The sequence below is a fragment of the Labrenzia sp. THAF82 genome (assembly GCF_009363435.1).
Classification (GTDB): Bacteria; Pseudomonadota; Alphaproteobacteria; order Rhizobiales; family Stappiaceae; genus Roseibium; species Roseibium porphyridii.
Map to the genome: position 1 here is coordinate 5,308,771 of NZ_CP045354.1, position 25,260 is coordinate 5,334,030.

Below are 25,260 nucleotides of genomic sequence, written 5' to 3' on the forward strand. Positions count from 1 at the left end.
TGCACCTGATGCCGTGCCGATGGAGAGCCTGCTGCTGGAAACACGTAGCCTGACCCGAATATTGCCCGCCGTCGTCCCTGTAACTCTGGTTCAGGATGTCAGCCTGCGGATCGGTCATTCGGAGTTTGTCGCGATCACCGGACCTTCCGGTTCTGGAAAATCGTCATTGCTTTATCTGCTAGGCCTGCTCGACCGGCCGTCCGAGGGCGAGATATGGATCGCCGGAACGGAAACCGACCGTCTGTCTTCCAGCGAACTTGCCCACATCCGATTGGAAAAGATTGGCTTCGTCTTCCAGTTTCATTTTCTTTTGCCGGAATTCACAGCGCTGGAAAATGTCATGATCCCGATGCAGCGGCTTGGAAAGCTGCCGCCACGGGAGCAGCATGAACATGCGGAAGGCCTTCTGGCCGGGCTAGGACTTGAGGACTTTCTGAACCGTCGACCAGAGCAACTTTCCGGTGGTCAACGCCAGCGTGTGGCTGTCGCCAGAGCGCTTGCAAATTCGCCAGACCTGATACTCGCAGACGAGCCCACGGGAAGCCTCGATTCCGTTGCTACCGAACAGGTTTTCGAAAGCCTGCAGAAGATCGTCGAAACCCAGCAGACCACCATTATCGCTGTCACGCACGATATGGATCTGGCCAATCGCATGGAACGGCGTGTTCATCTGGTCGACGGGCGAATTGACTACGACCGAAAACAATAACGAAGCTATCAGAGCCTTCTCAGCGCTGGTAACATTGAAATCACGAATGAATTTGTCATCGGCTCGCCGCTTGCCATTGGCGAGAAGACATGTCATAAGCCCGTTATCATCAAGAGAAGGGCTGGCGCCCTCGCCAACCTGCCGAACCGGGCAAGGTGGTCCCCGCAATAGGGATGCGGCTGGAAAGACCCTCACATCGGGTTAACCGGCAACCAAGCGGTTCAATAGCATGCGCCAGTCCTCCTCGGGCAACCGATGGAGGATTTTTTGTCTCAACAGCCATTTGCCGGTCGTGCGGCAGACCTGATCGAGCATCATCTTGGCGCTCATGCCGAACTCGCCGAAGCGTCAATCTGGCAGCGGGCTGCCGAAGACTGTGTTCTGGCACGCATCAAGTCTTTGCGTATTGTCGGTGGATTGCCCCGACACAAGGCGGCCCTGCACCCGGATGAACGTTTGAACCGGCTGAAGAGCCTTCTGCAGCTTTGGGCAAATGGCTGCACGTGTGCGGTCGACGAGGATCTGTTCGCTGACATTGTCAACCGTCACCCGTCTGAACGCTAGATTTGGTCAATCGTTGTTGGGAACGGGACGCGGCTTGCCACCGTCGTCGACGGCTACCATCGTGAATATGGCTTCGGTGACCATTTCACGGTGTCCATACCGATGCCGCAGAGCCCAGGCTTCCAACCTGATTTCCATGGAAGAACGTCCAACGCGGATCACTTCCGTATAGACACATAAAACGTCACCGACATGAACGGGACGAATGAATTTCATCTTGTCGACCGCAATCGTAACGACGCGGCCTTCTGCTCTTTGACCGGCAGCAATACCGCCGGCCAAATCCATTTGCGACAAAACCCAGCCACCGAAAATGTCACCTGAAGCATTGGTGTCAGCTGGCATCGCCATTGTTCGCAATGTCAGATCGCCATTCGGTTTGTTTTCGGTCACGGCCGAGCCCCTCCTTTTTCAGACAGGTCGAGACTACCCTCCGCGGCAGAGATCACAAGTCCTACTTGATCAAAGTCACTCAAATCACCAGCATCATGATTGCCATGATCCAGAGGGGTAATGGTGCAGCGATCCAGATCAGGACAATCGGCAGGCCGCGCTGCAGCAAGTTCTTGCGCATGTGAAGGAAACTCCTTTTTCAAGCAAAACCGGGGATCTCAATCACCGTCAGGATTGCGAGTGCCAACATTCCAGTGATGAACGCTGCCTTTGCACTGCCGATCAGGGATCGGCCCGCCGTATCGTGCCGTGGCATCGGCAGGTCGCGCGAATCCAAATACATCGACAGCAACATCAGGGAAAAAACGGCGAACCAGACAACGACAAGCACCTCGGCAACGAGCACGATTGCGATCAACATGATCCGATCCAGTCCTGTTTCGAGGTGAGTTCAGGTGGGGGCACTGCTCCGGCAAATCCAAAAGTCGCCAGCCACAGGCTTTGCGCGATACGCTCTGCAACCGCGATGATTTCGTCAGCAAGGTCGGGCACGAACAGCTCGCGCACAACAGGGCGAAACACACCAAGCCATAAGGCATAGTCCGCACTCACCAGTTCTTTTTGCTTGAGGTGAGCCGGTACAGGCTTTCCTTTGTAAGCGCCGTTCTTCATGAGAACAGACTGCCAGAACGCTTCCATTTTCGGCAGATGCTCATCCCACTTGCCGTCCAACCGACTGTTAAAGATTTCGCCTAGTCGCGGATGCTCGCGCACGCAGCCATAGAATGTCTGGACCATCACGTGAATCGATTGTTCGTTCACGTGTTCATAACGTTGCAGGCGATCGCCCTTGTCGATCACGGGCCGTCTGTCGCGACGGCTAGAGGGTTTGCCGGTTTGCATCATCTTCTCCAAACATTCATTTAAGATGCATCTTTTAAATGACACAAGCTCATACTAAAATCAACATCTGAGATGAATGTTTTACGGGAAGCTGCCATGCGCCTCAGTCAGGCCAGTGATTTTGCCTTGAGAATACTCATGGCCACCGGACAGTCAGACAATCCGCAGACCGTCGAAAAGCTTGCCAATCAGCTGGGGCTGGCAAAATCGCATGTGATGAAGATCGTCGCCCACCTTGCAAAGGGCGGCTATCTGGAAACCACTCGCGGTCGTGGCGGTGGCATCAGGCTGGCAAAATCGCCGGAAGCAATCCGGCTTGGCGATGTTGTTCGGCTGATCGAGCCAGACCTTGGCGTGGTCGCCTGCCTGAAACCCGGGTCAACTGCAGCCTGCGCTTTCCTGCCACGCTGCGCGTTGAAGAGTGCAATGGCACAGGCTGCAGAAGCATTTCTGGACAGCCTGAATGGACAGACCCTGGCTTCAATCCTCGCAGGGACACAGAAAGCAAGACTGTTGGACGCCACTGGCTAAAGCGTTGAAGCCTGTTCGAGAAACTCGATCTGCTCAAGACAATAATAGCCAGAGATCCGGCTGATCGTTCCGGCCCGTTTCCAGTCATTGAGCACGCGGCTGACATTCTCGCGCGCAGCGCCGGCCATATTGGCGATGTCGGCCTGACTGAGCTTGTAGTGGATCAGCATTCGGCCGTCGTCGAGAGGTTTGCCGAAGGTTTCTGCCAATTGCAGCAGAGTTTGCGCAACCCTGCCGGGAAGCGGCAGGAACGAGCGTGCGGCCAAAACGTCATTGGCGTGCCGTAGCCTCTTGCCGACAATTGACAGCATATGACGATAAACAGCCGGGTGCTCGTCCGAGAACCTTTGGAACGCCGCCTTGTCAATGAAGGCGAGTTGCGCCTCTTTCAATGCGCTCACTGTCGCCGAGCGGGGCCTGCCATCCAGAAGCGCCAGTTCGCCGACAAGGTCGCCCGGCCCGAGAACGGCCAGCAATTGTTCGTCGCCCTCGACGGACAATAGCGACACCTTCAACGACCCTTCCAGCACGGCATAACAACCATTGCCCGGGTCGCCGTTTTCAAAAAGAATTGTTCCAGCAGCAATCTTCATGGGCCGTGCAAGCCGAGACAGCCCGACAGCCAATTCCGGATCCAGCCCCTCAAGTGAAAAGCTGTTCTTCAAAAAATCTTTAATTTCCGCCACACCTACCCCCTGCCAACAGCGCTGCCGCGACGAACTTTTTTGGATCAGTCGCAATCCTGTGATGTTCATCACGTGCAATCAAGCAAAATAACCCTATATCTAAAGTCATGGAAGCGGGGTCGCCCCTCCCCCCTTCCAGGCCTCCACGAAAAACGGCTCTGTTCCCCGCAGGGCCGTTTTTTCGTTGAAATAGCGATCCTAGTTCAAAAACACGTCCTTTTTGTCCAGAGTATGGAAAAACCTCGTACTGGCCAAAACCTCGTACTGACATTCCCTGATCGCGATTTTTTTTCGTGGCTCTTCGCGTCTCAGTCGATCATCGGCCCTGCCGGGAATTGCAGCGACAAAGCTGAGATCGCTCATGCCATCGAAGTGATTGTGCAAAAGACGCTGCAGATTTTCGCGATCATCCGTTTGCGGCAAAGGTTCCGCTCTTGGCAAAAGCTTCATGTTGTGGGCTTTGGCAAGACGGGACAACCGCAGTGCCTTCAAACCCGGTGGAACGGGCGAAATCAAAAGAGGCGGTTTTTCAAAGTCAGCATGATCAACGGCCTTCAGAACAAGGCGTGCAATCGACATACTGGAAAGCAGACCCTCGCGAACGGCGATGAAGTCAGGCTGACGCTTCATCAACACGCTGTACCTTGCCAGTTGTGCCTTGGCTTCTTCCAGCAGTAGTTCATCTGGCATCAGACGGGTCAAGGCGCGGAAATTCAGCTTTTCACGGCTAAACATCCTCTCACCGTAAACTTCCTGCATGCGCGAACTGACTGGTGCCACTCGATCTCCACTGAAGGCAATCGTTACCCCAAAGAGAACCCGGTTCCCGACTTTTTCAGCCGTTTCCTGCAGCGGACGAAACTCGCGGGGCCAAAGCTCTGTTGCGACAAGTGCGCCGACAGCACTCAAGCGCCCCTTTTCAGCGAGTTCGCGCAGGGCGCGGTCAACCCCGAAAGCGAGACCATAATCCAAGGCACCAAGTGTTATTCGCTTCATCTAATTCCGGCGGGCAAATAGCAATTATTCAGCCACATCCCTGCGTCATTCGCCCGCGCAATGCAAGTCCGTTGTGAACTCAAGCGATTTGCCGCACGTGTCCTATCTGTAACGGACCGGCTCCAAAACAGGTCCGGTCGGACCTTCAATCTTGTAAACGATCAACCGTTCCAAACGAACCCCCTCAACCATGCGCTCCAGTTCTGCGACTTCTTCGACCTTTTCAAAGACTTTCTGAAGTTCATCTGCCTGGTTTCGGCGATCTTCGGTGACATAAAGGCCTGGTTTTTCCAGCAGAACTGTGTCGGGTGGTGGCGTCATCAGATACCGCACACGTTCGGTCACCTGGAATACCGGCAACTTGTCTTTGAAAAGAAAGTCCAGTTGACCGTTCAGGCCGTAACTCGTTGTTGCAACAAAGGCGGCATCTTCCGCATCGGCAATCGCCTGGACCGAAGCACCAATTGCGGGCCACCCGCGCAATTGGAAAGTCGGATCCTTCCGCGCGAACTGTCCGGTGATCGGCTCAACCGCATGCAATTGAACGATCAACGCAACAACGATCCCCAAAAGGACCCCGACGCCCCCGACCCGTTGCCACACTCGTGTGCGCATTTTGACGTTAGCCACGAACACCGCCGCCATGATCGCAAAGGCGGGAAAAAGAGGCGCGGGCCAATTGGCCTGCACCCTTGCGTGCAAGGAGTGATAGAGCAGATAGAGCAGAAACGGAGCGACGCTCAAGAGCAGCAGCGAGGGCGCGCCTTCTCTCGCTTTCAAGCCCTTCACCATATGGTAGGCGCCGAAGCCGGCGAGAATTGCAATCAATGGATTGAGCAGGCCGATCAGCGCTCCGAAAAACTCAAAGACATATTTTGCCGTGAAGCCGCCTGCACCCGCCCGGCCAAACTGCTTGTAGAAGCTTGCCCACTCATGCGCTTGGTTCCAGTAAAGCACAGGAGCAAAACACAACAGTGCGATCAGTCCGCCGGCCCAAAGCTGCCAAGATCTCCACCATCGCCGTGCGCCCGGCACCCAGAGAAGCCAAAGCACAATGCCTGCACCCAGAAAGAGTACCGAGTATTTGGAAAGAAGGCCGCAGCCAGCCATCAGGCCGACCACCAGCCACCAGTTTGCGTTGTGAGAGCGACTAAGTTCGGCCAGTGCCCAAAGGCTCAGACCCCAGAACAAGACCGAAGGAGCGTCCGGCGTTGCCAGAATACCGCCGATGCCAACAAGCAGGCTGGTGTTGAGGAACAAGACCGCCCAGCCGGCGGCAGTGCGGTTGAACAAAATCGAGGTGGTGCGCCAAAGAGCGAAAGAACCGATGAGACCGGACAGGACCACCATGGCTCTGACTGCAAAAACCGTGTCACCGAACACCGCTTGTCCGATCGCGATCCACCAGCCGATCATCGGAGGGTGATCGAAATAGCTGAGCGCCGGATTGAGCCCCCAGATCCGGTAATAGGCTTCGTCCTCAACGAAATGAGCCTGTGATGCAGCAAACAGCTTCATAGCTGTCAGCAACGCAACGATAATCACCAGACCGGCCGGCCGCAGGTAAATCGGCTCGTTCCTTGTGTCCATCCGTGAAGTCATCTTTATCGGATCAGTTTTTGCGCCAGGTGAGAGCCGCACTCGCCGCATAGTTCCAGACAGCTCCCATGACCGCGCCTGCCGTGCCTGCGAACCACCAATAGGCCGGATCGGCATACATCAGGTTCGCTACACCCACATTGGCCAACACACCCACAGAGCAAACGGCATAGAAAGTGAACAGGCCTATCACGGCCTGTACGCCGCTCAAGCGCCGGTCGCGATAGGTCAGCTGGTTGTTCAAAAAGAAGTTGGATGTCATCGCAACAAAAGACGCTGCTGTCTGAGCAAGATTGAACTCCATGTCGCCCAGCAGGAACAGACGCAGGGCCACAAGGTGCACGACAAGGCCACTGGCACCGACAAGCCCGAACATCAGAAAACGAACGGAGACAACATCACCGAAATATTTGGCAAGGAGCAGGCCGAAATAGTCCAGTGTCACAAGCGTATCGAGCTTGCTTTCGCCATGTTGCCGCTCGCGAAAGGTGAACGGAAGCTCTTTGATTTTCAACGCTCCGTTCGAGCTGGACACCAGGTCAAGCAAGATCTTGAAACCTTGCGGTGAAAGCTGTGGTGCCAGAGCTTCCGCCTTTTCGCGCCTGACCATGAAGAAACCGCTCATCGGATCCTTCAGTGTCACATTGAGAAGCTTCTGCGCCAGACCATTTGCGATATTGGAACCCCACGCACGTATCGAAGACAGACCTTCGCCCACCGTTCCACCGTCAACTTTCCGGCTGGCGACCACAAGATCGGTGTCATCCTTTTTCAAGGCATCCAGCATCTTGGGCAACATGGTTTCATCATGCTGCAGATCGGCGTCCATTACGGCGACAAATGGAGCTGAAGATGCGAGTATGCCCTCGATACAGGCTCCGGACAGGCCGCGTCTTCCAATCCTGCGGATCACGCGGACCCGGGCGTCTCTTGCGGCAATGTCGCGCGCAACCTTGGTTGTTCCATCCGGCGAGTTATCGTCGACAACAATCGCTTCCCAGCGAACGCCCTTCAGCGCCGTATCCAGAAGCCCGACAAGGATCGGAATATTGGCAGCTTCGTTGAAACTCGGCAGGATTACACTGAGTTCGGCGGACTGTGCAGTTGCCGGCATACCAACGTCCTTGGCCTTGCTGTCTTCCATTTGCACTGCACTGTCCATCTCAAACCTTATCCGCTGTCATCTTATCCGCCTTGGCAGATCAAGCAGCCGCAATTCTCACAATTTGCCCCGGACCATAGCCCGCCAGAGATTAAATACTCGAAAACAAGAACTGGAGCCTTCAGCCTTTGGCCGCAATGTCCCTGGTCTCAGTCCGCCCCGGCAGAGCCCTTTTAACGGGAACTGTGAAGCAAACAAGGCAATCCGACAGCTTTGCGTCAATCCGAGGGCCAAGGTGAGCAAATCCTTGTGACATCTGGCGCTTTCGCCCGTCTTGCCCTTGTGACCTGTTTCTTATAGGACAACCGCAACATCACAAATACCGGGCGGTTTGCCGACTGACGCCGACCCGCCGGGAACTCGCCAGGATCAAAAGACTTCATGGCCAAGAAACCGAACAAACTGAAAGCCCGCTTGCCGCGTGGCTTCGTTGACCGCACTGCTGACGACATTCGCGCAACGGATGAGATGCTGGCCAATATCCGCGCAGTCTATGAGCAATATGGCTTCGACCCTGTCGAAACACCTGCCTTTGAGTTCACCGACTGTCTCGGAAAATTTCTTCCCGACACCGACAGACCGAACGCCGGTGTCTTCTCCGTACAGGATGAAGACGAACAGTGGATGAGCCTTCGGTACGACCTCACGGCACCACTTGCCCGGCACGTTTCTGAAAACATCAACGAAATTCAGCTTCCGTATCGCACCTACCGCTCTGGCTGGGTTTTTCGGAATGAAAAGCCCGGTCCAGGCAGGTTCCGTCAGTTCATGCAATTCGATGCCGACACAGTCGGCGCTCCTGGTGTGCAGGCAGATGCGGAAATGTGCATGATGATGGCTGACACAATGGAAGCCCTCGGCATTCCGCGCGGCGACTATGTCATCCGCGTCAACAACCGCAAAGTCCTGGACGGCGTTCTGGAAAGTGTGGGCCTTGGCGGTGAAACACACGAAGAACGACGCCTCACCGTCTTGCGGGCCATCGACAAGCTCGACAAGTTCGGTGTTGAGGGCGTCCGTCTTCTGCTCGGCGAAGGCCGCAAGGACGAAAGCGGCGACTTTACCAAAGGCGCTGGTCTGGAGCCGGGCGCAATAGACACGCTTGTTGCCTTTCTCTCCGGAACAGGCGGCATTGAGAACGACGGAATCACTGAACTCAACACAATGGCTGCTATCTTTGCCAGTTGCGGCTATGGCGAAGACCGGATCAAGATCGATCCATCGGTTGTCCGTGGTCTGGAATATTATACCGGCCCTGTCTATGAAGCCGAGCTCCTTTTTGATGTGACCAACGAGAAGGGCGAAGTGGTTCAGTTCGGTTCCGTTGGTGGTGGCGGACGCTACGATGGCCTGGTCAAACGCTTCACCGGACGCGATGTACCGGCAACCGGGTTCTCTATCGGTGTCTCCCGACTGATGACGGCATTGAAGAACCTGGGCAAGCTCGGCACTGCTGAGATGGTAGCTCCGGTGCTGGTGACCGTCATGGATGGCGACACGGCTGCCCTTGGGAAATACCAGAAAATGGTTCAGGATCTGCGCACCGCCGGTGTTCGCGCAGAGATGTATCAGGGCAACTGGAAGAAATTCGGCAATCAGCTGAAATATGCTGACCGGCGTGGCTGTCCCATCGCTATCATCCAGGGTTCGGATGAGCGCGAGGCCGGGGAGATCCAGATCAAGGACCTTATTGAAGGCAAACGTTTGTCGGAAGAAATCGCAGACAACATCACCTGGCGCGAAAGCCGCCCGGCTCAGGTCACGGTTAAGGTATCTGAACTTGTCGCGACCGTGAAGGAACTGTTGGATGGGCAAGCCGATGATCGCAGACGGGCCGGCGAGGAGTAAGCCATGAATGGCTCGGCACAGATGAACAGACCCGATCCGTCGAAAATCGATGCGGTGCTTGAACTCTTCAAGGCGGCCGGTCATACGGAAGTCAATCCGCCGATCCTTCAGCCTGCGGATGTCTTTTTGGATCTGACAGGCGAAGATATTCGACGCCGGCTTTATCTGACCAACGGTTCGGACGGTCTAGATCTTTGCCTCAGACCTGACTTCACCATACCGGTTTGCCGTCATCACCTGGCGCAAGATCAGGTGAGCCTGCCTGCTGCCTATTGTTACAATGGCCCTGTGTTTCGGCAGCGACCAGCCGGCCTCGGCGAAATACCTCAACTCGGGGCGGAAAGCCTGGGGAGGACCGACACAAGCGAAGCCGATGCTGACCTGTTGGCGCTCTCTGTCAATGCGCTGGAGACGTTCGGGGTCCGGGAAAACACTATTCGCGTTGGTGATGAAACCCTTTTTGCCGCCGTTCTCGACGGACTGGAGCTTCCAAGCGTCTGGCGCCGACGTCTGCGCGACCTCTTTGGTGAAACCGACAAGCTTACAGCTGCAATCGACAGAATGGCGGGTGGTACCGTTTCCGACGATGAAGGCCGGGATGTCCGCCTTGGTTTTCTATCCGCTATGGAAGGTGCTGATCCTGAAGCAGCGCACGCGGTTGTTGAAGATCTTCTTTCCATAGCAGGGATATCCGCTGTCGGTGGGCGCACCCCCAGTGAAATCGCAGATCGTTTTCTCGAACAGGCTGCGCTTGCAAGAGGTGCTCGCGGTCATGACAAAGCAGCAAAAACGCTTTCTGCGTATCTCACGCTGAAGTCCGACGGTGCACATGCTGCATCGGTCCTTCGCCAGTTCGGCAAGGATTTCGGCCTTGTCCTCGACAAGCCACTTGCTGCATTCGAGCAGCGGATGATGGCTGTTGACCGAAAGGGCATCGACCCCACGCGCCTGAGTTTTGCTGCCGAGTTCGGCCGGCGTCTGGACTACTATTCCGGTTTCGTCTTCGAGATACACGCTTCCGAAAAAACCGTGGAAGGTCCGCTTGTCGGCGGCGGTCGCTACGACAAGCTGGTCAATCTGCTTGGTGCTGAGGAGGATGTTCCGGCAATCGGGTTCTCCATGTGGCTGGACCGGATTGCAGCGAGCGTTGAGGGCTGACACATGAGCAAACTGATCATCGCCATCCCTTCCAAGGGCCGCTTGCAGGAAAAAACGCATGATTTCTTCGGCCGTGCAGGTCTAAAAGTTCTGCAACCGGGCGGCGCCCGCAATTATCGCGGCGCCATCAAAGGCCTCGACAGTGTCGAGATCGCGTTTCTTTCCGCCTCGGAGATCGCCCGTGCGCTTTCAGACGGTGCGGTTCATTTCGGCGTCACCGGCCTGGACCTTGTGCACGAGAATATCGCCGATCCGGGCACGACCGTGCACGTCGTTACACCACTTGGTTTCGGGCCGGCGGATGTCGTGGTCGCTGTTCCAAAGGCCTGGATTGATGTCGAGACGATGGCGGATCTTTCCGATGTTGCCTCTGATTTCAGAAACCGCCATGGAAGCCGGCTTCGAGTTGCCACGAAATACGTCAACCTGACCAGATCCTTCTTTGCAAATCACGGCATAGCCGATTACCGGATCGTGGAGAGCGCGGGCGCGACGGAAGGTGCACCAGCGGCCGGGTCTGCGGAATTGATCGTCGACATCACCACCACCGGCTCCACGCTTCAGGCCAACAATCTGAAGATACTCTCTGACGGTGTCATGTTGAAAAGCCAGGCCAACCTGGTGGCGTCCCTAAACGCAGACTGGTCAGACGAGGCATTGACGGGAGCCCGCGCCATTCTCGACCGGATTGCCGCGGAAGAGGCCGCACGCGATGTCAAGCTGGTCAAAGCCGTGGTCGATGATCGGACACAAGCCCTAAGAGCCGTAAGCCACGTCGGGGCCTTGCAGCGTTTTTCTGAAAGCGATGACATGAACCATGTCAGTGTGCTGTGCCCGAAAGATGCTGTTGCGGATTGCGCACAGCTGCTGATCGCGGAAGGCGCCGACACTGTCACCGTCGAGACACTGGATTATGTTTTCTCCAGGGAAAACAAGTTGTTCGCACCTTTGCAGGAAAAGGTCGGCAGTTAGGTTAAACCAGCTTTAGACCGGTCGCTTGAAGTCGGCCCTGGCCTTCTCGATATTTTCCCTGCAGAAGCATCCTTCCAGATGATCATTGACCATGCCCATGGATTGCATGAAGGCGTAAACCGTTGTCGGACCCACAAAGCTCCAGCCGCGTTTTTTGAGATCCTTGGACAGCGCTGTGCTTTCGGCGGTCTTGCCGAGCGTTTTTGCAGTTGGAAAATCAATTTTTTCCGGGCGATCTTCCGGCTTGGGTTCAAATGACCAGAAATAGGCTGCCAGGGAACCGAATTCCTTTCTCAGTTCGAGCGCTCTGTTTGCATTGTTGATGGTCGATTCGATTTTCTTGCGATGGCGAACAATTCCACTGTCATTCAGGCAACGCTCGACATCCTTGTCGGTAAATTTTGCCACGCGTTCGAATTCAAAATTTGCAAATGCCGCGCGAAACCCTTCGCGCTTGCGCAGAATGGTTAGCCAGGAAAGGCCTGATTGAAACCCCTCCAGGCAGATCTTTTCAAAAAGCCGACGATCGTCATCTACCGGCCAGCCCCATTCTTCGTCGTGATAGCGCTGGTAGTCCTCCAGACCGCCATACCACCAGCAACGGCTTAGCCCATCCGCCCCCACAATCAACCCGGTATCCGGATCCGGTTCAGGCTTTGCTGCTGATGTGCTTTTCTGTTCGGTCATGGCCCGCTCAATATTCACTGTTTGTTCTCTATCTGTTAGGCCAATTTGAACGTGTTGGCAAGGCAGCAACAAAACCGTTGGAGGCAAACAAAAAAAAGCCCGGCAGACAGCCAGGCTTTTTCGTTTCTCCAGCAATGTGACTGCTGATCAGGCGAACAGTGCGTCGATGTCGTCCTGCGTCGCAACGTCGGCGTCCGTTTCCAGCGCCGGGCCGTTGAGAAGAGCAGCGTCGCCTTCCTTGAGGTTTCGCTCTTCGACTTCGAATTCCTTGAAGGTTTCGATGCCGCCCCAGATATCCATCATCTGGATTATCCGGTCTTCCACAAATCGAAGTGTCGCGACCACTTTGGTGATGCGCTGTCCGGTCAGATCCTGGAAGTTACAGGCTTCAAAGATGCTGATGACCTTTTCCTGGATGTCATTCGCAAGTTCGGCATCCGCAGCGTCAACGCGTGCAGACAGCGTGTTGGCGGTCTCGTCAATAAATTCTGCCGAAGCAAGAATCGTTTCAGTCGCGCCTTCCGTTCCAACCACGACAGCATCGAGCTCATTGGTCACCCGGGTCATTTCTTCGCCCTTGGAACCCGTCGTGTGATGCAGTGTAGCGATTTCCTTCTTGGTCTGAGCGATCGCTTCATACATTGCGTCCAGCTCGACCTTCAGCTTGGCAGCCTCCGACAGTTCCTTGCGGAACTCAGACATGAATTTCGCACCCATTTCCTCCGGGTCGAGGGCCTGCTGTTCTCCAGCACCCTTGCGCATCATGGCCTTCAGACTGGCAATTTCCGCCAAGACTTCCTGGTGACGGCGTTCTTCAGCATATCCGGGGTCGTCGTTCGCCCCTGCATTCATACGTATCAAGCTTTCCGCTCGAAAGGATCTTTTCACCGCGGCCATGCTTACTCCCGTCCCTAGCCCCTTTGGCGATTGAAATCGCTGCGAGATCCATCTTTAACAGCGGAAGTTTAAAGAATTGTTTTTTCAGTTCTGGGAGCAAATGGACCGACGCTTTGCACTCGGGAAACCGTTTAATCGCTTTCCTCATTGAGGTGCTTTGGCTATCCTCCCGCGACAAGAACAAGGGAATGACTTGGCGTATGACAACGAACGACACTGCAAAACCGGTCCGGCTCCTGCCTGCCCCAATGTGATGGTGAAGCGGCCCATTCCCAGATGAAAAACCTGCACGCCAATCTGCTGATTCTTTTGATGACCGGATTCTTTTTATCGTCTCCGGCAAAGTCGGCGAATGAATCCTTTTCCATGGAAGAAATCATGGATGGATTCGAAAAGACGGTGTTTGGTCTAGAATATCGCAGCTGGAGCTGGCGGCCCTATCTGGTGAAGAAGTTCACGCGTCCGGTGCTTTTCTATGTTCATAATCTTTCCGCCCGCGACCGTCGAAAGACCGTGAACCGCTTCGTAAAGGAAATCGGCAAAAGAGTGGGTGGCCTGACGACGGCGATCACGAACGACCGGGCAAGCGCAAATTTTGAGGTCTATGTTGTCGACAGGGTTCAGTACGAACCTGTTGTGCGCAAAGACATTTATAAAAATGATCGCGCAAGGGTACCCGGCAGATGCCTTGTCCGTGTTGTCTCAGGTCGAAATGGCATCAAGAGATCGGCTGCGGTCATCGTTTCGGACGAAGGCGAGTTTTTATTTCGGCGCTGCCTTGTCGAAGAACTTCTTCAAGGGCTGGGGCCCATGAATGACGACGCCGCCCTGACCCATTCCGTCTTTAACGATTCTTCCCGGCACAGCAGGTTTACGGTTTTCGACCAGCTGATTCTCAATATGCTCTACGACCCGCGCATAAGACCCGGTATGTCAAAACAACAGACCAAGGACATCTTGCCGATTGTTGCTCGGGATGCGCGACGCCGTGTTCGTTAACCAAGGTTTCCTTGAAAGAGCAAAAGATTCAATATCGATTGAATTGATTCACTACGTCGCAATGCGATCGATAGTATTTTGTTAAGCCTGTTCTTCAACCAAGAAATAACCATAAGAAACAATTACTTCGTTTCTCTAAGTCAGATTCACTTTTGACTGAGTGGCAGCGCTTATCATCCTTGCCAATCCGTTAACCGGTACTTGTAAATGCCGGTGAACGTGGTCGATGACAAGTTTATGAGTGCTGCCATGTTCCTTATGAAAAAAGTTTCGAGTCTGGCTTTGGTTGCCGTTGGCGCCCTGGTCGTTGTTACCGGTTTTCCGGGCACCAAGGCGTTGGCCGGTCAGGTATCGCCACCTCCGCTCGTTTTGAGCCCCAACCTGACTGAACCCTGGGTGTTGCAACTTCAGCCCCGCGCGCAGCGCCGTGTGGCCGCGCCTGTGCAACGTCGCCAGGTGGTCCAGCCGCAGGTTCGCCGGGCTAACTGGTGGTCACCACGCCAGCAGCCGGTTCGTCAGCAACCGCAACGCCAGGCGCGTCAGCCGCAAAGCCGTCAGGTTGCCCCGCAATTCCTGCCAACCGTTGTTGACTATCACGGCAAGCACAAGCCGGGCACGATCGTGATCGACACCAACGCACGCTACCTTTACCTGGTGCAAAATGACGGGACCGCCCGCCGCTATGGTGTCGGTGTCGGCAAGCCGGGGTTTGAGTGGGCTGGGTCCCACAAGGTTACGCGCAAGGCCGAATGGCCGGATTGGCGCCCACCGGCAGCGATGCGCAAACGTCGCCCGGAATTGCCTGCCTTCATGGCTGGCGGACCGGAAAACCCGCTCGGCGCGCGTGCGCTCTACCTGGGTTCGACACTTTATCGTATCCATGGATCAAATCAGCCGTGGACCATCGGGCATGCTGTATCTTCTGGATGTATCCGCATGCGCAACGAAGACGTGATGGACCTTTATGAGCGGGTTAAAGTTGGCACAAGGGTGCACGTAATCTGAGCCCTGAATTCTCTAAAAAGAGTTCGTCGATCAAGAAACGCGCAGGTGTCTTCCTGCGCGTTTTCTTTTTGCAATCCTGCGCAAGCCTTGCGCACAGGCTGGTTTGTCTGCAGTTTGTCTTTCCAGACTGCTCATTCCCCAATGAGCAACAACCGAAGTTTTTCCGGCCCGTGGCATGACAGAACCTTCCAAATCCTTTTCTGCACGTTCCGACGCGGCCTATTTTGTGAAGGCGGCGCTTGTCGGTCTGCTTGTCGGAGGATTGGCCACGGGGTTTCATTCCGGGCTGGAATTTATGTTTGCCCAATATGGTGCTCTCAGGGCTTCGCTAGGCTCCGGCTATCTGCCCTATCTGGTTTCAATTTGCATATCGGCGATTTGTGTAACGGGTGCGTTCTTAATTGTTCAACGCGTCGCCCCGGAAGCTGCTGGCAGCGGCATTCAGGAAATTGAAGGCGCTATGGAAGACAAACGGCCCCTCAACTGGGCCCGGGTTCTCGTGGCCAAGTTTTTTGGCGGTCTGCTTGCACTCGGTTCCGGCCTGGTTCTAGGTCGCGAAGGCCCCACTATCCACATGGGGGCAATGACAGCCGAGGCGATTTCAAAATCGGGCAACGTGACCGCGCCCGAGCACAAGGGATTGCTGGCAGCCGGTGCAGCTGCCGGATTGGCTGCCGCTTTCAACGCTCCCCTGGCGGCGATCCTATTCATTGTTGAAGAGACAAGACGGCAGTTTCCCTTTTCCTACCGGACCTACATGGCGGTTATCATAGCGTCGATCCTCAGCGCCGCCGTGATGGAGGAATTGACACATATAGGCCCTATCCTTCTCGTTGAAGTCAGCTACATTCCCGTCTGGAGTTTTCTGCTGCTTGGCCTTCTCGGGATTTTTCTCGGCGCACTCGGTGTCTTTTTCAATTATGCGCTGATCACGGTAATGGACCTTTTCCTGCGCATTCCCAAAGGGTTGCGCTGGCTTCCCGCCCTGGCTATCGGCGCACTGACCGGTATTCTTCTGAATGCCTTTCCGGATGCAACAGGCGGCGGCGAGGATCTTGTTCATCATCTGATTGCCAGCAATTACGGTGTCTATGCGCTGTTGCTGCTGACCTTGCTGCGTTTCGGCGGGGTTTTGTTTTCCTATGCCTCCGGCGTTCCCGGCGGCATTTTTGCGCCCATGCTATCGATCGCCACTTGCGCCGGTCTCGCGTTTGGCGTCGCCTCGGTTGAATGGCTGCCGATCGAATCGGATTTCCGCGCTGCCTGTGCTGTTGCTGCCATGGGCGGTTTCTTTGCAGCCTCAGTCCGCGCCCCGCTCGTAGGCGTCGTGCTGGTGATGGAGTTGACGGGCGCTTATGCGCTGATCATGCCGGTTCTGGTGACCTGCACGACAGCCTCATTGACGGCACATCACCTCGGTGGCCGACCCATTTACGAACAGCTTCTGGAACGGACACTCAGACTGGCGGGTGAAAGCGTCGACGACGAGAAAGACAAAACCCCGGTGCAGCTCGGCACCCGCGAGAGCTAAATCGGCTCAGCTATTCTGCGGCTTCAGGTGCGTGCAGAACCGGAGCGAGACCTTCGGGCTCCGGCCCCCCGTAAACCCAGTCCAGCAGTTCCGCCGTATGCACGATAGGTATGTGCGTGCCCAGACCGATCTGGGTCATGCAGCCGATATTGCCTGTTGCGATGACATCGGGTCCGGTGCTTTCAATATTGGCGACCTTCCTGTCGCGCAGCTTCTGGGCGATCTCCGGCTGAAGAATGTTGTAGGTTCCAGCCGACCCACAACACAAATGTCCTTCAGGCACCTCTTTCACCTGAAAACCCGCGGCGCTCAGTAGGTCCTTTGGTTGGCGTGTGATTTTCTGGCCATGTTGCATGGAACAGGCCGAATGGTAGGCAACCTTCAGGTCCTGTCGCACCTGCGGCTCGCCAAGATCAACCCCGGTCAGAAACTCGGTCACATCCTTTGCAAGAGCTGAAACCCGCGCAGCTTTTTCAGCGTAGGCAGGGTCATCTTTCAGCATGTAGCCATAGTCCTTGATCGTCGTGCCGCAGCCTGATGCGGTAATGAGGATTGCATCAAGTCCCTCGCCCGAAGCTTCCGCCGACCAGACGTCCACGTTGCGACGGGCATTTTCAAGCGAGGCTTCTTCCTTGCCCATATGGTGCACCAAAGCACCGCAGCAGACCTCACCCTTCGGCAAGACAATTTCATAACCGGAACGTTGTAGCAGCCGGATGGTTGCATCGTTGATGCCGGGGTTCAGCACTGGCTGGGCGCATCCGCTCAACAGTGCCACCCGTCCTTTGCGGCTTTTCTGTTTTGACGAAAAAACACCTGGCCCCTCCAACTGGCCACGCATCGGCGCTCTTGACGGTGCCAGTTCCAGCATTGCGCCCATTTTGGTGAAGGGACCACCGAATGACTTCAAGAGCCCGGCCAACGGCCGTCCGAAATAGGCACCTATAAGAGCGAACCGGAATCTGTTTGGATAAGGCAGGACAAACGAAAGAACCGAACGCATCAGACGGTCGGACAAGGGGCGTTTGTAGGTCTTTTCAATATGCGCCCGGGCATGATCGACCAAATGCATGTAATGCACCCCGGAAGGACAGGTTGTCATGCAGGCCAGGCAGCTCAGGCAACGGTCGATATGCTTGACGACCTTCTCGTCTGCCGGCCGGTCGTTCTCCAGCATGTCCTTGATCAGGTAGATCCGCCCACGGGGACTGTCCAGCTCATCGCCCAGCAATGTGAAGGTTGGGCAGGTCGCGGTACAAAAACCGCAATGCACGCATTTGCGCAGAATTTTTTCAGATTCCGCAACATGCCGGTCTTTCAGCTGTTCCGCAGTGAAATTTGTCTGCATCGCGTTCCCGTTTCCCTCACCTTCGACAATCGCCGGCAGATGGTACGGGCTCACAAATAGGGGCACAAGATGCCTTTCCGGCACAAACGTTTTGCCCAATTGGACAATGCATCGATCTGGCCGACACCTCTCGGCCCAGGCGAATGGAATGTGAATACGAGATAAACGCCCCGCTCAGAAACAGTTCAAACCCGAACACCTAGAGTGCTCGTCAGTGGGCCGATTAACCCCGATTGAGGACTTTTTATGTTTAAGAAAATTGCCAAGACCCTTTTTATAACCGTAGCCTTTTCCAGCCTCGCAACAGGTGCACTGGCCAAGGACTGGATTGAGAAGGTTGAAGTCAAACGCGACGGCATCGACGTCATTCCTGTCGAAGTTTCCGCCAGCTCCTACAATTACACCAAGATCAAATCCAAGTCGCATCGCTTCCTGCTGCGCCTCTACGGCAAGGCGACCAACGGCGAGCGCATTGTCGCGATGAAGGTTGGCTCGTTCAAAAACGTGCTTTACTTCGAGGGCGATGGGTCGCTTTGGAGCAAGAGTTTTCAGAATCGCGATGTCGGTTCAGGATCGAAACGCACCGTTTCAATCTCCTACAAGCCGACGATCCCTCTGAAGAAAATCAAGTGGCAAGGTTGGGACCCGGTTCAGGCCTGCTCGCTCAATCTGGACAAGAAGATCAAGAGTGGCATGAAGAAATCTGTGGCCCTCGGCAAAACCTGGACGGTGTCGGCCAAAGCCTACTTTGAGCTGGACGCGGTCGCAGCCCGAAAAAACAAGGCAAAGAAAAACAAGTGGTCTTTGAAGAACACCACCCATCAGCGTGATGGCTATGGCTACAAGGTCACTGTCAAATGCCTTCCGGCTAGTTGACATCATCTCAGGCAAGCACCGACACCCCTTACCATAGGTTTGGGGGTGTCGATGTCGTTAGCAGATAGCCGGATCAGAACATCCAGGTTTCAGGGTTGGGCACGGGCTCGTTACGACCCGCCAGCTGAAGCCCCTTGATGCAACGCACGATCATCCAAATGAGCACTGCGATAATCATCAGAAAACCGATCAGCACGATGGTCAGCAACGCGCTGACGATGCCGAACAGCAGCCCGATCCAGAAAGTGCGTATCTGATACGTGTAGTGGCTTTCGACCCAGCCCGTGCTTTTGCCGCGATTCAAGTAGGCGAAAATTACGCCGACAATCGCGGTGAATGGCACAATGATATTTACCAGGTAAAGGATATAGACAAGTGTGGCGTTCTTGCCGCCCGGCTCCATGTAGCCGGCAACATCGGATTGTTCTTCCATTTCACGCTCCGCAATTAAAAATACGATTGGAAATGTAAAACAAACTACACGCCCATGACCAGACGTCCAGGGTTTAGCACACCTTTTGGATCGAATTGTTCTTTCAACCGTTTGGAAAGCGCTGCCAGAGGTGCTGGTTGCGGCTGGAAAACGGCGACGCTTGACCTGATGGATGGGACTGCCCGCACAAGCGTGGCATGCCCACCGCCAACCGCGTCAACAGCAGCCCGGATTTGCTGATCATTGACAAGTCCGTCCAGGCACATCAACCAGATGAGCCCGCCGCTCCAATCGAAAAACGCGCTGACTTTCAGTTCTTCTTCAAGGGTTTCGACCAATTTTGGGCCAACCGTCGGAGCAACGGAAATCCGCCAGACTGGATTGTCTACCCCAGCGAACGGGCGAACGTCTCTGACCGTCTGCCAGAGTTTCCTGCTGTCTCGCTCTTCAATCCGGGAGACAGGGCCATAGCTTTTCAAAAGGCCTTCCAGTGTCTTGAACCGATAGTCAACGGACGTTTCAAATCCTTCCAGACGCAACAGTGTCCTGCTTATGTCGCCATCGATTCCGGCCGGAAGATGGGCAGCGCCGGAGACTTCTGCAGACGAGCCCATTGCTTTACAGAGCGCACTGATACCGCGTCCAGCATCCAACCCGGACAGCACGAACGTCGCCGAAGTTTCCGGTTTCGGGTTGACCTTCAATGTCACCGTCGTTGCCACAGCCAAAGTACCGAATGCACCGCAAAGTGCGCGCGGCAGATCGTAACCGGTGACATTCTTGACCACCTTGCCGCCGGAATTGAAAATTTCGCCACGGCCCGAAACAGCTTCCATGCCAAGGATATGATCCCGTGCTGCTCCTGCCTTCAGCCTGCGCGGTCCCGACAGGTTCGCTGCGAGGACGCCACCCACGGTTCCCTGGCGGGCAGCGACATTCAGAAGCGGACCATAGTCCATTGGTTCGAAGGACAATTCCTGCCCATTTTGATCAACCAGCTCTTCGATTTCGGCAATCGGTGTTCCTGCCTTGACGGTCAAAACCAACTCCGCCGGTTCGTAAGTGTCGACCCCGGAGAGTTCCGACAAGTCGAGCACGTGGGCGGTTTGAACCGGTCGTCCAAGGTTCCGCTTGGAAGCCTGTCCCACGATCTCCAGGGGTTGGTCTTCGGCAGCCGCCCACTTCACGGCGACTTCCACGTCTTTCGCCGTTTGCGGCTTGAATGTTGCGTCCATGTGATCCCTCAAAACCGCGGAATGTCCGGAAAGGGCAATTGCCCCTTGTGAACATGCATCTTGCCAAGTTCAGCGCAGCGGTGCAGCACCGGAAACACCTTGCCCGGATTGAGCAAATGCTTCTCGTCGAATGCGCATTTGACCCGTTGCTGCTGTTTCAGATCCTCTTCGGAGAACATGTCCGTCATCAGATCCCGTTTCTCAATGCCAACGCCGTGTTCGCCTGTGAGAACACCGCCGACTTCGACACAGAGCCGCAAGATATCGGCACCAAATGCTTCAGCGGCATCCAGTTCTCCGGGTTTGTTCGCATCGTAAAGAATAAGCGGGTGCAGATTGCCGTCACCGGCGTGAAAAACATTTGCCACGCCAAGCCCGTGTTTGTCCGACAACTCCCGCATCCGAGAGAGAACCTTGGGCAACTCGCGGCGCGGGATCGTTCCGTCCATGCAAAGATAGTCTGGTGAGATCCGGCCAACAGCAGGGAATGCGGCCTTCCGGCCGGCCCAAAAAGTCATCCGTTCTTCTTCGCTTTGAGAAATGCGGATGTGGCTGGCCTCGTTGGCTTTGGCAATTTCTTCCACGCGGCCGATCAGGAAGTCTACTTCCTTTTCCGGACCATCAAGTTCAACGATCAGAAGCGCTTCGACGTCTCGAGGATAACCGGCATTGACAAAGTCCTCTGCTGCATGAATGGCAGGCTTGTCCATCATCTCCATACCGCCCGGGATAATGCCTGCTGCAATGATATCTGCAACGCAGCGACCGCCATCCTCGCTGCTCGGAAACCCGATCAGCAAGGCGCGCGCAGTTTCCGGTTTCTGCAGGATCCTGACCGTCACCTCTGTGACGACACCCAGCAGTCCTTCCGATCCTGTCATTAAAGCCAGCAGGTCATAGCCTTCGCTATCCAGATGCTTACCACCGAGCCGGATCACTTCGCCTGTGATCAACACCATTTCAAGACCAAGCACGTTGTTTGTGGTCAGGCCGTATTTCAGGCAATGCACGCCGCCTGAATTTTCAGCGATGTTACCGCCGATGGAACAGGCAATTTGGGAGGAAGGATCGGGCGCGTAATAGAAACCTTCATGTTCAACCGCGCGCGTGATGCCGAGATTGGTGACGCCCGGCTGAACGACCACAGCACGATTGTCATAATCGATGTCAAGCACACGATTGAACTTCATCATCGACAAAAGCACGCCGTCTTCCAGCGGCAATGCGCCGCCGGACAAGGATGTGCCCGCACCGCGCGGCACCACCTTCACATCATTCTGATGGCAATACTTCAGAACTTTCGAGACCTGTTCCACGGTTTCTGGCAAGACCACGATCAACGGCAGTTGGCGATATGCCGTGAGGGCATCGGTCTCATATGCCCGCATTTCGCGCTCGTCGTGGATCACGCCTTCTCCTGGCACTATGGCCTGGAGGGCTTTCAATATCTCCTGGCGCCTGGCAAGCACTTCCGGATCCGGTGCAGGCATTGCGATCGTTGTCACGGGCTAATCTCCTCGATTTTTAGCCCTGCGCTGATCCGGAAAGATACTTACTGCGTATCCAGAGCTGGCAAAGCAACACGTCCCTAGTCTGACAAGTATCGCGGCGGAGGGAAATGTTCGGAAAATAATAAATATTTTTCGGTGGGATTGAAAATGAGCAATCTGACGGACATGGAAATTTTCGCCCGAGTGGTGAGTGCTGGCAGCATGTCGGCAGCCGGACGAGAAATGAACCTGTCTCCGGCCGTGGTTTCGAAGCGCATTCGACGTCTCGAGGAGAAACTCGGCACGCGGCTCCTCCAGCGGACAACGCGACAAATCGCGATGACCGAGGCGGGACAAGGTTTTTACGAACGGGTCGTTGCCATCATTGCTTCGGTTGAAGAAGCCGAAAGCTTCGTTTCCCGCGGTTCGGCCAGAGCGAGGGGAAGCCTGAAGGTTGCCGTGCCAACATCATTCGGACGCCTTCACATTGCCCCGCACCTCGGCAATTTTCTGACCGCGAACCCGGATCTGACGGTCAATCTGGACCTATCGGACGACTTTGTAGACATTGTCGGCGATGGATATGACTTGGCAATCCGAATTGCGGAACTGTCTGATTCAAGTCTCGTCGCACGCAAGCTCTCTCCGGTGCACCGGGTTCTATGCGCCAGTCCGTCCTATATCGCCAGATATGGAATGCCTGAGACAATCGAAGACTTGAGCGAACACGTAACGCTGGCGGCCACCAACCAGGACCCCTGGCGCTTGGCGGGACCGGATGGGATTGAAACGGTCCGCACGCGCGCGCCGGTCAAAACGAATTCCAATGAAGTGATCCGCGAGTGCCTTCTGGCAGGGGTCGGCATTGCACTGAGATCCACATGGGATGTCGGACCTGAGTTGCGTGAAGGTAAACTGCAGATCCTGCTACCACACTATCGCGCGTCCCGTGACGTTGGCCTTTATGCAGTCTACCCGAGCCGGCAGTTCCTCCCAGCCAAGGTGAGGGTTTTCATCGATTTCCTCGCAGGGCTTTATGGTTCGGAGCCTTACTGGGACACCGGTTTGGAGGACTGGTTGCGATTGCCCAGCAGAGCAAAAGCCGGTTGATGACAGCCGAACAAAAGCGGTCAAATTACCGGCAAAGAAATGCTCAAATTGGTCTATAGGTATTCTCCCTGAGCGACAAAATGCTCACGTAAATGGGACCTTCGGTCGCTTGCATCGCGGCCGGAGTTCCTATTGTGTGGTGACGGGTTTCAATTTACCCAACTTGAGGGAGTAAACCATGCAGCGATTGCTGATGATCGCCGGAACAGCGTTTCTGGCCCTTACTTTTCAGGCAAGCGCCGAGGGCGATGCCGAAAAAGGCGCTAGAGTATTTAAGAAATGTGCCGCCTGTCACGCCGTAGGCGAGAACGCGAAAAACAAGGTCGGCCCACAGCTGAACGGTGTCGTAGGACGCCCTTGGGGTGCCATTGAAGGCTACAAATACTCCAAGGCACTGGTCGAAATGGCCGATGGCAAGGTGTGGGATGAAGAAACACTCACAGCCTATCTGACAAAACCGAAAGAAGTCATTCCAAAGGGCAAGATGGCCTTTGCCGGTCTGCGCAAAGAGGCAGATCTTGTGGACGTCATTGCCTATATGGCGCAGTACAAAGAAGACGGTACGACCGAGTAAGGTCTCCGCTTCTCGCAAAGAACGACAAGGCCGGGCCATGAGCCCGGCCTTATTCGTTGCTAATGCTCACCGTGATGCATGCGTATCCGTTTTACAGTCCACCAGATGACGATGATCACCACCGGAACAGCGAGACCCGTCATGATGCTCGCATTTGGAACAGGTAGCCCGGATTCCTTGGCTGCCTTTGCAAGATAGGAAATCAGGCCGACGACATAGTAGCTGACGGCTGCAACTGAGAGCCCTTCGACGGTTTGCTGCAGCCGAAGTTGGAGGCGCGCGCGACGGTTCATCGATTGCAGCAAGCTGCGGTTCTGCTGTTCCAGATCGACATCGACCCGTGTGCGCAGAAGTGTCGTCGCTCTGGCCAGTTTGCGCGAGAGCATCGCCTGACGGTCTTCAATTGCCTGGCAGGTCCTCATGGCCGGCGCAAGGCGGCGCGCGAGAAACGCTGCCATAGACAGATCTCCCGGAGCAGCTTCCTCCCGGAGCGTCATGAACCTGGCCTTGACGATTTCAGCATACGCCCGGCTCGCGCCGAACCGGAACGTGCTCGCCGTTGCCCCGGCCTCGAGCGCTGCCGCCAGGGCCGTAAACTTGTCCAAAAGGTCCTGGTTGGTCCCAAGTGCGGACGCGTCTTTCATCTCCTCGGTGAGTTCAGCCAACTCAATTTCAAACCGTCTGATTTCCGGCTGCAGACCAGTCGCTTCAAAGAAGCCGAGCATTGCCAGAGTGCGGTAGGTTTCGACTTCAAGAAGACGCTGAACAACCGCGCCCGACTGCACGTCGCTCAGTGAATCGACAAACAACGCAAACCGGGTCAGACCATCTCCGTCCTGTCGAAAATCAGTGGCGACGGTTGCAGCACCGTCCTCAAGCCGAGATACGGTCAGACTTCCCTCATCAAAATTTTCACGCCAACTCGTAGTTTCCGGCGTTCCTCTGACTTCCAGCCGAACTGCGACAAGAAGGTCGCCTGGCGCTTTGAAAGCAACGCCGAAGGGATGCGACGCCGGCACGCTTGCAAACATTGCTCCGGGATTGGCCATTCCGTCCCAGGTGTAGGTGGTGAATTCCGCATGCTGTTCCCAGCTGAGCGTTCCACCCCCGAAGTCGAGCGTATAATGGCGCGCTCCGGGCGCAGGGCCGTGGCCGCCACGCGAGATGCAAAACTCCTTTAGCCATTCATGGTCTGCCGCCGCTTCGTCCGCGTTGGTCAAGAAGGCATAGTGCAAAATGGTCCGTTGCTTGCTGATCGGTCTGAATGGCCGTGCGTGAACTTCTCCCAACACACGTTCACGCAATGGCGACGTCCGGAAGTTGGGAAGCGACGAACCGTTTTCCGAAACCTGTTTCAAAGTACCCCCCTCACTTTGACAGAAAACCCGTGCCTCTACATTGCCCTTAGGGAAACGGGTAATCCAACCGCGTTTTTTGCCGCATGCAGTTATTGGCAGTCTGCCGCGTCAATTCAGCAACATGAAATTGGACAAAAAAGTTGACCAATTTGAAATCCACCGCTATGTTGCCCCCCGTTCAAAGGATAAAACCTGA

At 55.4% G+C, this 25,260-nt stretch carries 26 protein-coding genes and 1 riboswitch; of the genes, 12 read left to right on the forward strand and 14 right to left on the reverse strand.

The window, feature by feature from the left end; translation table 11 throughout:
- The first annotated feature begins 19 nt into the window (after positions 1–19).
- Together FIV00_RS24310 and FIV00_RS24315 are read left to right on the forward strand one after the other, a co-directional pair.
- Complete coding sequence (locus tag FIV00_RS24310; RefSeq protein WP_152504431.1) at positions 20–709, forward strand: ABC transporter ATP-binding protein; 690 nt, start codon at positions 20–22, stop codon at positions 707–709.
- Between the two features lie 101 nt (positions 710–810).
- A riboswitch (SAM-I-IV-variant riboswitch) is annotated at positions 811–935 on the forward strand.
- A 41-nt stretch (positions 936–976) separates the two neighbouring features.
- Complete coding sequence (locus FIV00_RS24315) at positions 977–1,273, forward strand: hypothetical protein (protein ID WP_152503169.1); 297 nt, start codon at positions 977–979, stop codon at positions 1,271–1,273.
- A gap of 6 nt (positions 1,274–1,279) precedes the next feature.
- On the opposite strand, the gene FIV00_RS24320 is transcribed toward FIV00_RS24315, so the two are convergent.
- The 3 genes from FIV00_RS24320 to FIV00_RS24330 form a co-directional block, all read right to left on the reverse strand.
- The gene (locus FIV00_RS24320; RefSeq protein WP_152504432.1) at positions 1,280–1,624 is read right to left on the reverse strand and encodes an acyl-CoA thioesterase; all 345 of its coding nucleotides are present in this window, start codon (positions 1,622–1,624) and stop codon (positions 1,280–1,282) included.
- Between the two features lie 241 nt (positions 1,625–1,865).
- Complete coding sequence (locus FIV00_RS24325) at positions 1,866–2,087, reverse strand: hypothetical protein (protein ID WP_152503170.1); 222 nt, start codon at positions 2,085–2,087, stop codon at positions 1,866–1,868.
- Positions 2,081–2,527, reverse strand: a complete 447-nt coding sequence (locus tag FIV00_RS24330) for a group III truncated hemoglobin (protein ID WP_209006695.1) — start codon at positions 2,525–2,527, stop codon at positions 2,081–2,083. Before FIV00_RS24330 ends, FIV00_RS24325 begins: the two co-directional genes overlap by 7 nt.
- A gap of 138 nt (positions 2,528–2,665) precedes the next feature.
- Between FIV00_RS24330 and FIV00_RS24335 the strand changes: the two genes are divergently transcribed.
- Positions 2,666–3,100 (forward strand): Rrf2 family transcriptional regulator, encoded by a 435-nt coding sequence (locus tag FIV00_RS24335; RefSeq protein WP_152503172.1) that lies wholly within the window; start codon positions 2,666–2,668, stop codon positions 3,098–3,100.
- Here the strand turns inward: FIV00_RS24335 and FIV00_RS24340 are convergent.
- The 4 genes from FIV00_RS24340 to FIV00_RS24355 all read right to left on the reverse strand — a co-directional run bounded on the left by FIV00_RS24340 (position 3,097) and on the right by FIV00_RS24355 (position 7,525).
- Positions 3,097–3,786, reverse strand: coding sequence for a Crp/Fnr family transcriptional regulator (locus FIV00_RS24340; protein WP_152503173.1), 690 nt, complete (start codon positions 3,784–3,786; stop codon positions 3,097–3,099). The genes FIV00_RS24335 and FIV00_RS24340 overlap by 4 nt on opposite strands.
- A 198-nt stretch (positions 3,787–3,984) precedes the next feature.
- Positions 3,985–4,782: a ChbG/HpnK family deacetylase gene (locus FIV00_RS24345; protein ID WP_152503174.1), complete on the reverse strand. Its 798-nt coding sequence runs from the start codon at positions 4,780–4,782 to the stop codon at positions 3,985–3,987.
- Between the two features lie 102 nt (positions 4,783–4,884).
- Positions 4,885–6,372 (reverse strand): glycosyltransferase family 39 protein, encoded by a 1,488-nt coding sequence (locus FIV00_RS24350; protein WP_209006696.1) that lies wholly within the window; start codon positions 6,370–6,372, stop codon positions 4,885–4,887.
- A gap of 22 nt (positions 6,373–6,394) precedes the next feature.
- Positions 6,395–7,525 (reverse strand): glycosyltransferase family 2 protein, encoded by a 1,131-nt coding sequence (locus FIV00_RS24355; RefSeq protein WP_152504433.1) that lies wholly within the window; start codon positions 7,523–7,525, stop codon positions 6,395–6,397.
- A 399-nt stretch (positions 7,526–7,924) separates the two neighbouring features.
- On the opposite strand from FIV00_RS24355, the gene hisS reads away from it, so the two are divergent.
- The 3 genes from hisS to hisG are packed head-to-tail and all read left to right on the forward strand — an operon-like array spanning position 7,925 to position 11,521.
- Entirely contained in the window at positions 7,925–9,391 is a 1,467-nt protein-coding gene (hisS, locus tag FIV00_RS24360) for a histidine--tRNA ligase (protein WP_152503176.1), read from the forward strand.
- Positions 9,392–9,394: 3 nt separating this feature from the next.
- A complete protein-coding gene (locus FIV00_RS24365) occupies positions 9,395–10,549 on the forward strand; it encodes an ATP phosphoribosyltransferase regulatory subunit (protein ID WP_152503177.1) in 1,155 nt (384 codons plus the stop codon).
- A 3-nt stretch (positions 10,550–10,552) separates the two neighbouring features.
- Positions 10,553–11,521 carry an ATP phosphoribosyltransferase gene (gene hisG, locus FIV00_RS24370; protein WP_152503178.1) on the forward strand — a complete coding sequence of 323 codons (969 nt, stop codon included), beginning with the start codon at positions 10,553–10,555 and terminating at the stop codon, positions 11,519–11,521.
- A 12-nt stretch (positions 11,522–11,533) separates the two neighbouring features.
- Here hisG and FIV00_RS24375 read toward each other — a convergent pair whose 3' ends face one another.
- Positions 11,534–12,208 carry a DNA-3-methyladenine glycosylase I gene (locus tag FIV00_RS24375; protein ID WP_152503179.1) on the reverse strand — a complete coding sequence of 225 codons (675 nt, stop codon included), beginning with the start codon at positions 12,206–12,208 and terminating at the stop codon, positions 11,534–11,536.
- A gap of 147 nt (positions 12,209–12,355) precedes the next feature.
- Positions 12,356–13,105 (reverse strand): protein phosphatase CheZ, encoded by a 750-nt coding sequence (locus FIV00_RS24380; protein ID WP_152503180.1) that lies wholly within the window; start codon positions 13,103–13,105, stop codon positions 12,356–12,358.
- 378 nt (positions 13,106–13,483) lie between these two features.
- Here FIV00_RS24380 and FIV00_RS24385 point away from each other — a divergent pair, with 378 nt between their 5' ends.
- The 3 genes from FIV00_RS24385 to clcA all read left to right on the forward strand — a co-directional run bounded on the left by FIV00_RS24385 (position 13,484) and on the right by clcA (position 16,640).
- Entirely contained in the window at positions 13,484–14,104 is a 621-nt protein-coding gene (locus FIV00_RS24385) for a DUF2927 domain-containing protein (RefSeq protein ID WP_209006697.1), read from the forward strand.
- Between the two features lie 249 nt (positions 14,105–14,353).
- Entirely contained in the window at positions 14,354–15,109 is a 756-nt protein-coding gene (locus FIV00_RS24390) for a L,D-transpeptidase (RefSeq protein ID WP_152504434.1), read from the forward strand.
- A 175-nt stretch (positions 15,110–15,284) separates the two neighbouring features.
- Positions 15,285–16,640 (forward strand): H(+)/Cl(-) exchange transporter ClcA, encoded by a 1,356-nt coding sequence (gene clcA / locus FIV00_RS24395; RefSeq protein ID WP_152503182.1) that lies wholly within the window; start codon positions 15,285–15,287, stop codon positions 16,638–16,640.
- Positions 16,641–16,650: 10 nt separating this feature from the next.
- Here the strand turns inward: clcA and glcF are convergent, their stop codons facing one another.
- Positions 16,651–17,988 carry a glycolate oxidase subunit GlcF gene (gene glcF, locus FIV00_RS24400; RefSeq protein WP_152504435.1) on the reverse strand — a complete coding sequence of 446 codons (1,338 nt, stop codon included), beginning with the start codon at positions 17,986–17,988 and terminating at the stop codon, positions 16,651–16,653.
- Between the two features lie 246 nt (positions 17,989–18,234).
- Between glcF and FIV00_RS24405 the strand changes: the two genes are divergently transcribed.
- The gene (locus FIV00_RS24405; RefSeq protein ID WP_152503183.1) at positions 18,235–18,864 is read left to right on the forward strand and encodes a hypothetical protein; all 630 of its coding nucleotides are present in this window, start codon (positions 18,235–18,237) and stop codon (positions 18,862–18,864) included.
- Between the two features lie 73 nt (positions 18,865–18,937).
- Here the strand turns inward: FIV00_RS24405 and FIV00_RS24410 are convergent, their stop codons facing one another.
- The 3 genes from FIV00_RS24410 to FIV00_RS24420 are packed head-to-tail and all read right to left on the reverse strand — an operon-like array spanning position 18,938 to position 22,037.
- Complete coding sequence (locus FIV00_RS24410) at positions 18,938–19,297, reverse strand: DUF4870 domain-containing protein (RefSeq protein ID WP_152503184.1); 360 nt, start codon at positions 19,295–19,297, stop codon at positions 18,938–18,940.
- 44 nt (positions 19,298–19,341) lie between these two features.
- Positions 19,342–20,532: a glycolate oxidase subunit GlcE gene (gene glcE / locus FIV00_RS24415; protein WP_152503185.1), complete on the reverse strand. Its 1,191-nt coding sequence runs from the start codon at positions 20,530–20,532 to the stop codon at positions 19,342–19,344.
- Positions 20,533–20,540: 8 nt separating this feature from the next.
- Complete coding sequence (locus FIV00_RS24420) at positions 20,541–22,037, reverse strand: FAD-linked oxidase C-terminal domain-containing protein (RefSeq protein WP_152503186.1); 1,497 nt, start codon at positions 22,035–22,037, stop codon at positions 20,541–20,543.
- 153 nt (positions 22,038–22,190) lie between these two features.
- On the opposite strand from FIV00_RS24420, the gene FIV00_RS24425 reads away from it, so the two are divergent.
- Entirely contained in the window at positions 22,191–23,132 is a 942-nt protein-coding gene (locus FIV00_RS24425; RefSeq protein ID WP_152503187.1) for a LysR family transcriptional regulator, read from the forward strand.
- Positions 23,133–23,310: 178 nt separating this feature from the next.
- A complete protein-coding gene (locus tag FIV00_RS24430) occupies positions 23,311–23,706 on the forward strand; it encodes a cytochrome c family protein (RefSeq protein WP_152503188.1) in 396 nt (131 codons plus the stop codon).
- Between the two features lie 59 nt (positions 23,707–23,765).
- On the opposite strand, the gene FIV00_RS24435 is transcribed toward FIV00_RS24430, so the two are convergent.
- Positions 23,766–25,064 (reverse strand): DUF3422 family protein, encoded by a 1,299-nt coding sequence (locus FIV00_RS24435; RefSeq protein ID WP_152503189.1) that lies wholly within the window; start codon positions 25,062–25,064, stop codon positions 23,766–23,768.
- Positions 25,065–25,260: the final 196 nt, after the last annotated feature.

Excerpts from the sequence above, each read along its gene's own strand:
- FIV00_RS24310 (WP_152504431.1), top strand. The coding sequence starts at position 20 with ATGGAGAGCCTGCTGCTGGAAACACGTAGCCTGACCCGAATATTGCCC.
- FIV00_RS24320 (WP_152504432.1), bottom strand. The coding sequence starts at position 1,624 with ATGGCGATGCCAGCTGACACCAATGCTTCAGGTGACATTTTCGGTGGC.
- FIV00_RS24325 (WP_152503170.1), bottom strand. The coding sequence starts at position 2,087 with ATGTTGATCGCAATCGTGCTCGTTGCCGAGGTGCTTGTCGTTGTCTGG.
- FIV00_RS24335 (WP_152503172.1), top strand. The coding sequence starts at position 2,666 with ATGCGCCTCAGTCAGGCCAGTGATTTTGCCTTGAGAATACTCATGGCC.
- FIV00_RS24345 (WP_152503174.1), bottom strand. The coding sequence starts at position 4,782 with ATGAAGCGAATAACACTTGGTGCCTTGGATTATGGTCTCGCTTTCGGG.
- FIV00_RS24350 (WP_209006696.1), bottom strand. The coding sequence starts at position 6,372 with ATGGACACAAGGAACGAGCCGATTTACCTGCGGCCGGCCGGTCTGGTG.
- FIV00_RS24355 (WP_152504433.1), bottom strand. The coding sequence starts at position 7,525 with ATGGAAGACAGCAAGGCCAAGGACGTTGGTATGCCGGCAACTGCACAG.
- hisS (WP_152503176.1), top strand. The coding sequence starts at position 7,925 with ATGGCCAAGAAACCGAACAAACTGAAAGCCCGCTTGCCGCGTGGCTTC.
- FIV00_RS24365 (WP_152503177.1), top strand. The coding sequence starts at position 9,395 with ATGAATGGCTCGGCACAGATGAACAGACCCGATCCGTCGAAAATCGAT.
- hisG (WP_152503178.1), top strand. The coding sequence starts at position 10,553 with ATGAGCAAACTGATCATCGCCATCCCTTCCAAGGGCCGCTTGCAGGAA.
- FIV00_RS24375 (WP_152503179.1), bottom strand. The coding sequence starts at position 12,208 with ATGACCGAACAGAAAAGCACATCAGCAGCAAAGCCTGAACCGGATCCG.
- FIV00_RS24380 (WP_152503180.1), bottom strand. The coding sequence starts at position 13,105 with ATGGCCGCGGTGAAAAGATCCTTTCGAGCGGAAAGCTTGATACGTATG.
- FIV00_RS24385 (WP_209006697.1), top strand. The coding sequence starts at position 13,484 with ATGGATGGATTCGAAAAGACGGTGTTTGGTCTAGAATATCGCAGCTGG.
- FIV00_RS24390 (WP_152504434.1), top strand. The coding sequence starts at position 14,354 with ATGTTCCTTATGAAAAAAGTTTCGAGTCTGGCTTTGGTTGCCGTTGGC.
- clcA (WP_152503182.1), top strand. The coding sequence starts at position 15,285 with ATGACAGAACCTTCCAAATCCTTTTCTGCACGTTCCGACGCGGCCTAT.
- glcF (WP_152504435.1), bottom strand. The coding sequence starts at position 17,988 with ATGCAGACAAATTTCACTGCGGAACAGCTGAAAGACCGGCATGTTGCG.
- FIV00_RS24405 (WP_152503183.1), top strand. The coding sequence starts at position 18,235 with ATGTTTAAGAAAATTGCCAAGACCCTTTTTATAACCGTAGCCTTTTCC.
- FIV00_RS24410 (WP_152503184.1), bottom strand. The coding sequence starts at position 19,297 with ATGGAAGAACAATCCGATGTTGCCGGCTACATGGAGCCGGGCGGCAAG.
- glcE (WP_152503185.1), bottom strand. The coding sequence starts at position 20,532 with ATGGACGCAACATTCAAGCCGCAAACGGCGAAAGACGTGGAAGTCGCC.
- FIV00_RS24425 (WP_152503187.1), top strand. The coding sequence starts at position 22,191 with ATGAGCAATCTGACGGACATGGAAATTTTCGCCCGAGTGGTGAGTGCT.
- FIV00_RS24430 (WP_152503188.1), top strand. The coding sequence starts at position 23,311 with ATGCAGCGATTGCTGATGATCGCCGGAACAGCGTTTCTGGCCCTTACT.